The 640-nt window shown below is 66.1% G+C and carries 2 protein-coding genes; both read left to right on the top strand.

All coding sequences use genetic code 11. The features are described 5' to 3' along the window. A partial coding sequence (locus Q673_RS23900) for a PhnE/PtxC family ABC transporter permease (protein ID WP_023005183.1) occupies nucleotides 1–249 on the top strand: 249 nt, incomplete at its 5' end. A 23-nt stretch (nucleotides 250–272) separates the two neighbouring features. Beyond that, the coding region (locus Q673_RS23905; RefSeq protein ID WP_023005184.1) for a GntR family transcriptional regulator at nucleotides 273–640 on the top strand (368 nt) is incomplete at its 3' end.

Consider the following 640-nt stretch of genomic DNA (forward strand, 5'->3'; position numbering starts at 1 on the left):
GAGATCATCTTCGGACTGGTTCCCCAGGTGCTGCCGCTGTGGATCTCGGTGAGCCTCTACCGCTTCGAGTCCAACATCCGCTCGGCCACCGTGCTGGGAATGGTCGGCGGTGGCGGCATTGGTGTCGCGCTGTGGGAAACCATGCGTGGTTTCCAGTACACCGAGACCGCCACCATCTTGCTGGTGATCATCGTCGCCGTGACGCTGCTCGACATGATCTCGCAACAGGTTCGCAAGCGCTTCATCTGAAGCGCTTCTTTTCAGGAGCCAACATGTCTAGACAAGCGCTTCGCGAGCCCCGCTACCAGGCACTGGCCGACACCCTGGCCCAGGAGGTGCGTACGCACTTCCAGCCCGGCGAATGGCTGCCGGGCGAGACCCACCTGGCCAGGCGTTTCGGCGTCAACCGCCACACCGTGCGCCGGGCGCTCGACGAGCTGGTACGGGCGGGTCTCGTCACCCGCCATCAGGGCCTCGGTACCCTGGTCGTCGACCGCCGACTCGACTACGCGGTGAGTGCCGCCAGCAAGGTCACTCACCATCTGGCCGAGCGCGGCATCGCCTCGCGCACCGAGTGCCTGCACCAGGCGCTGACGCCAGCACCCGAAGGTGTCGCCGTGCGTTTCGGCCTGGCCGCCGA

This window comes from Halomonas sp. PBN3 (assembly GCF_000475415.1).
In the GTDB taxonomy this organism is placed as follows: domain Bacteria; phylum Pseudomonadota; class Gammaproteobacteria; order Pseudomonadales; family Halomonadaceae; genus Halomonas; species Halomonas shengliensis.